A 4,964-nucleotide genomic window follows, 5' to 3' on the forward strand; every position below is an offset into this window, starting at 1 on the left:
ACAAGTCGACCGCCCTGATCACCCTGTGCATCGGCGGCGGCATGGGCACCGCCACGGTGATCGAGCGGGTGTGATCCATTGCTCCCCCGTCGGGGGAGCTGTCAGCAAAGCTGACTGAGGGGGCTGGCCCCTAACGCCAGTGGCTGCGGTGGGCCCCCTCCACCGCTTCGCGGTCCCCCTCCCCCGGTGGGGGAGGAATAAGGAAGAGAGACCATGGAAAACTTCAAGATCGACGTCGACGCCGACGGCATCGCCCTGATCACCTTCGACGTCCCCGGACGCTCGATGAATACCCTGACCAGTGGCGTGATGAAGGAAATCCCGGAGTGGGTCGAGCGGGTGAAGACTGACGACGCCATCAAGGGCGTGGTCCTGACCTCGGGCAAGGCCTCCGGCTTCTGCGCCGGTGCCGACCTGGGTGACATGGCCGGTGGCATGCTGGCGGGCGGCTCGCTTCAAGAGGCCTATGACGCCGGCTGGAAGCTGAACGGGGCCCTGCGCGCGCTGGAAACCTGCGGCAAGCCCGTGGCGGCCGCCATCAACGGCCTTGCGCTCGGCGGCGGTCTGGAACTGACCCTAGCCTGTCATTACCGCGTCGTCGGCGACAGCCCCAAGATTCAGCTCGGCCTGCCCGAGATCAAGGTCGGCCTGTTCCCCGGTGGTGGCGGCACCCAGCGCCTGCCGCGCCTGATCGGCGTCCAGGCGGCGATGATGGCCATGACCGAGGGCAAGTCCTTCCGCCCCAACGACGCCAAGGGCGCAGGCTTCATCCATGAAGTCGTCCCCGTCGGCACCGAGGTCGAGGCCGCCAAGGCCTGGATCAAGGGTGGCGGCAAGGCCGTCCAGCCGTGGGACGACAAGTCCTTCAAACTGCCCGGTGGTGGTCCCTACCACCCTGTCGGCGTCCAGAATTTCATCGTCGGCAATGCGATGATCCGCAAACAGACCTATGGCAACTATCCCGCCGCGACCAACCTGATGAGCGCCGTCTATGAGGGCATGCAGGTGCCGATGGATGCGGCCTTGCGCATCGAGACCCGCTACTTCATCAAGACCCTGATGACGCCCCAGGCCCAGGGCATGATCCGCTCCCTGTTTCTGTCGAAACAGGAACTGGACAAGGGGGCCGTCCGCCCCGCCGGTGTGCCCAAGTCGGACCCCAAGAAGGTCACGGTCCTGGGTGCCGGCATGATGGGTGCCGGCATCGCCTATGTGCAGGCCCTGGCCGGGATCGAAACCATCCTGATCGATCAGACCCAGGACGCCGCCGACAAGGGCAAGGCCCATGTCGAGGAACTGTTGAAGAAGCGCCTGTCGCGCGGCCAGATTACCCAGGACAAGTTCGACGCCCTGCTGGCCTCCGTCACTGCCACCACCGACTATGAGCACATCAAGGGCTCGGATCTGGTCATCGAGGCCGTGTTCGAGAACCGTGAGATCAAGGCCGAAGTGACGAAGCGTGCCGAGGCTCAGCTGGAGCCCGGTGCCATCTTCGGCTCCAACACCTCGACCCTGCCGATCACCGGTCTGGCCGAGGCCTCGGTCCGCCCCGAGGACTTCATCGGCATCCACTTCTTCTCGCCCGTCGACAAGATGATGCTGGTCGAGATCATCCTGGGCGAAAAGACCGGCGAGGCGGCCATCGCCAAGTCGCTGGACTACATCCTGAAGATTAAGAAGACCCCGATCGTCGTCAACGACGGCCGCGGCTTCTACACCTCGCGCTGCTTCGCCACCTACGTGGCCGAGGGTCTGGCCATGTTGCAGGAGGGCTATGCCCCCGCCCTGATCGATAACATCGGCCGCATGACCGGCATGCCGCGCGGCCCGCTGGAAATGCACGACGACGTGGCCCTGGACCTGTCGGTCAAGGTCGCCAAACAGACGGCCATCGACCTGGGCGACAAATATGTCCCGCTTCAGGGTGCCGAGATCGTCCGCACCATGGTCGAGGATCTGGGCCGCTACGGTCGCAAGAACGGCAAGGGCTTCTACGACTACGACACCAAGCCCAAGACCCTGTGGAAGGGCCTGTCCGACCTGGTCCCGGTGACGATCAACGATTCGACGCCCGAACTGGTCGAGGATCAGAAGCGCCGCCTGCTGTATCGTCAGGCCGTCGAAGTCGCCAAATGCTGGGAAGAGGGCGTCATCGACGACCCGCGCGAGGCCGACGTGGGTGCCATCCTGGCCTGGGGTTTCGCGCCCTGGACCGGCGGCCCGATCACCTACATCGACCAGATCGGCCTGAAGGCCTTCGTCGAACAGGCGGACAAGTACGCCGCCCAGTACGGCGACCGCTTCACCCCGCCCCAACTGCTGCGCGACATGGCCGCCAAGGGCGAGACCTTCTACGGCAATTTCGAAGGCAAGAAGGCCGCGGCCTGATCCATTCCTTCTCCCCTGGCGGGAGAAGGTGGCCCGGAGGGCCGGATGAGAGGTCGCACTGGCCAGTACGGCAATCGTCCCTGCGACCCCTCACCCGATGCCGCCAGAACGACGGCTGCGCCGTCGTGCGTCATCTCCCTCTCCCGCAAGGGGAGAGGGGTGTTTACAAGTTCACCACCTCGAACCCGTCCTCGCTCGCCAGCCGCTCGGCCAGGACGGCGCGGTGGCAGCCCGCATGGTCGGCCTCGAAACACAGCAGAGCCACCCGCTTCTCGCGCGCCAGCGCCCCCAACTGCTGGAAGGCCGCTTCCGACGCCGGCTCGCTCATGTGGCCCGCGAAGATGTCGCGCATCTCGCCGATCCGGCCCTTCTTCGCCGCCTCGCGACCCGCCTTGGGCGTGCCCAGCGGGCGCAGGTGCAGATAGTCGATCCCTGCTTCTCGCAGGCTGTTGCCCAGGATCGTCTTGGAGAAGCCCGCCCGGCGCGAAGCCGCCACCGCGCGCACATCCACCAGAATCTCGACACCGGCCGCCTTCAGCTTCTCGATCACGGCGGCCTGTGGCTCGCCCTCGTATCCGATGGTGAACAGTTTCATCGGCTTCAGATGGGAAGGCTCGGCCCGAACGCCAGCGCGACCGTTTCTGACGCATCCTTGTGGCAGGGTCCTCTCCTCGGACGCGTAGGCCGGGACGAAGTGGACCGAGTGGACTCAGTGGACTGTGTTTTTGTCGCCTTGACCTCCTTGCCGCCGTGTCGCACGGCCTTGGCTGCTGTTCAGGAGTCTGCCGCATGATCCGCCGCCTCGCCCTCGCCCTGCTTTTTGCGGGTGCCGCCAACACCGCCCAGGCCCAGAACCTGCTGATCCGGGGCGGACCCATCTATACGGGCGTCGAGGCTGCCCCGACCGCCGAGGTGGTTCAGGTCCGCGACGGCCGCATCTACTATGTCGGGTCCTTTGCCGAGGCCCCGACCGGCGACGGGCTCACCCTGATCGACCTCAAGGGCGCGGCCCTGTTTCCCGGATTTACCGACGGTCACGCCCATCTGGACGGGATCGGCTGGCGCGAGCTGACGCTGAACCTGGAAGGCTCGACCTCGGTCGCCGATGCCATGGCCAAGCTGACCGCCTGGGCTCAGGCCCATCCCGATGGCCCCATCGTGGGGCGTGGCTGGATCGAGACCCGCTGGCCGGAGGCGCGCTTTCTGACCGCCGCCGATCTGGATGCCGCCGCACCCGGGCGTGTCGTCCTGCTGGGCCGGGCCGATGGCCATGCGGTGGTCGCCTCGACCGCCGCCCTGACCGCAGCCGGCATCACCGCTTCAACCCAGGCCCCGGCGGGCGGCGAAATCCTCAAAGGGCGGGACGGCCAGCCCACCGGCCTGCTGGTCGATGCGGCCGAACAGCTGGTGGCCCAGCTGATGCCTCAGGCCGACCCCGCTGCCCTGCGCGAGGCCTATCGCGCCGGCTTCCGCGTCGAGGCTCAATATGGCTGGACCGGCATCCATTTCATGAGCGCCCCCTGGCGCGACATCCCTCTGCTGGAAGAGATGGCCCAGGCGGGCGAGGCCCCCTTGCGCCTCTACAACAGTGTCACCCCCGACGGTGCGGCCGAGCTGATCGCGGGCGGCCCACGTAGCGTCGCGGACGAGCGGGTCGTGACCCGCGCCATCAAATACTATGCCGACGGGGCTCTGGGTTCGCGCGGCGCGGCCCTGTTCGAACCCTATGCCGACCGGCCCGACACCACCGGCCTGATGCAGATCACTGAGGCGGAGATCGTGCCCCTGTATGAGGCGGCGCTGAAGGGCGGCATCCAGATCGCCACCCATGCCATCGGCGATCGCGGCAATGCCTCCGTGGCCGACTGGTATGCCCGGGCCCTGGCCGCGGTCCCGGAACCCGAGCGCCCCGACGGAGCCGATGTGCGCTGGCGCATCGAACATGCCCAGATCCTGCGCCCTGCCGACTATCAGGACTTCGTCGACCTGCCGATCATCGCCTCCATGCAGCCCAGCCACGCCATCGGCGACCTGCATTTCGCCCCGGCCCGCCTGGGCGACGCCCGTCTGGACGGGGCCTATGCCTGGCACAGTCTGGTGGATCGCGGCGTGATCGTGGTCGGCGGCTCGGATGCCCCGGTCGAGCGCGGCTCACCCCTGATCGAATTCTACGCCGCCGTCACCCGCCGCGATCTGGAAGGCTTCCAGGGCCCCGACTGGCGCCCCAACGAGGCCGTGGATCGGATGACGGCGCTCAGGATGTTCACCCTCTGGCCCGCCCATGCCAGTTTCCAGGAGGACGATCTCGGCACCATCGAGGTCGGCAAGCGCGCCGACCTGACCGCCTTCGACGTCGACCTGATGACCGCCCCCTTTGCCGACATTCCCAAGGGCAAGGCGACGCTGACGGTCGTTGACGGCGTGGTCGTCCATCAGGCCGACTAGAAACGACGACGGGGTGGCACGCGCCCTCGCCACCCCGTCTTGAGCTTGGTGCCCTAACCGCCTAAGGCTGCGGCAGCGCGGGCGTGATGTAGTGGTAGCCTGAAAGCTTCCCAAGCTTTTCGTGCGGGTTC

At 66.9% G+C, this 4,964-nt stretch carries 4 protein-coding genes; 3 read left to right on the top strand and 1 reads right to left on the bottom strand.

Features of this window, described 5'->3' with window-relative positions:
- Together JHC81_RS13725 and JHC81_RS13730 are read left to right on the top strand one after the other, a co-directional pair.
- On the top strand, positions 1 to 74 hold a 74-nt coding region (locus JHC81_RS13725), incomplete at its 5' end, for a hypothetical protein (protein ID WP_292175606.1).
- A 139-nt stretch (positions 75 to 213) separates the two neighbouring features.
- Positions 214 to 2,388 (top strand): 3-hydroxyacyl-CoA dehydrogenase NAD-binding domain-containing protein, encoded by a 2,175-nt coding sequence (locus JHC81_RS13730; RefSeq protein WP_292175601.1) that lies wholly within the window; start codon positions 214 to 216, stop codon positions 2,386 to 2,388.
- A 163-nt stretch (positions 2,389 to 2,551) separates the two neighbouring features.
- Here JHC81_RS13730 and JHC81_RS13735 read toward each other — a convergent pair whose 3' ends face one another.
- Entirely contained in the window at positions 2,552 to 2,983 is a 432-nt protein-coding gene (locus JHC81_RS13735) for a DUF488 domain-containing protein (RefSeq protein ID WP_292175603.1), read from the bottom strand.
- Between the two features lie 194 nt (positions 2,984 to 3,177).
- On the opposite strand from JHC81_RS13735, the gene JHC81_RS13740 reads away from it, so the two are divergent.
- Positions 3,178 to 4,833, top strand: coding sequence for an amidohydrolase (locus JHC81_RS13740; RefSeq protein WP_292175605.1), 1,656 nt, complete (start codon positions 3,178 to 3,180; stop codon positions 4,831 to 4,833).
- Positions 4,834 to 4,964: the final 131 nt, after the last annotated feature.

The organism is Brevundimonas sp. (assembly GCF_016463295.1).
In the GTDB taxonomy this organism is placed as follows: domain Bacteria; phylum Pseudomonadota; class Alphaproteobacteria; order Caulobacterales; family Caulobacteraceae; genus Brevundimonas.

What these genes read in the sequence shown, in the direction of transcription:
- JHC81_RS13730 (WP_292175601.1), top strand. Translation starts at nt 214, where the DNA reads ATGGAAAACTTCAAGATCGACGTCGACGCCGACGGCATCGCCCTGATC.
- JHC81_RS13735 (WP_292175603.1), bottom strand. Translation starts at nt 2,983, where the DNA reads ATGAAACTGTTCACCATCGGATACGAGGGCGAGCCACAGGCCGCCGTG.
- JHC81_RS13740 (WP_292175605.1), top strand. Translation starts at nt 3,178, where the DNA reads ATGATCCGCCGCCTCGCCCTCGCCCTGCTTTTTGCGGGTGCCGCCAAC.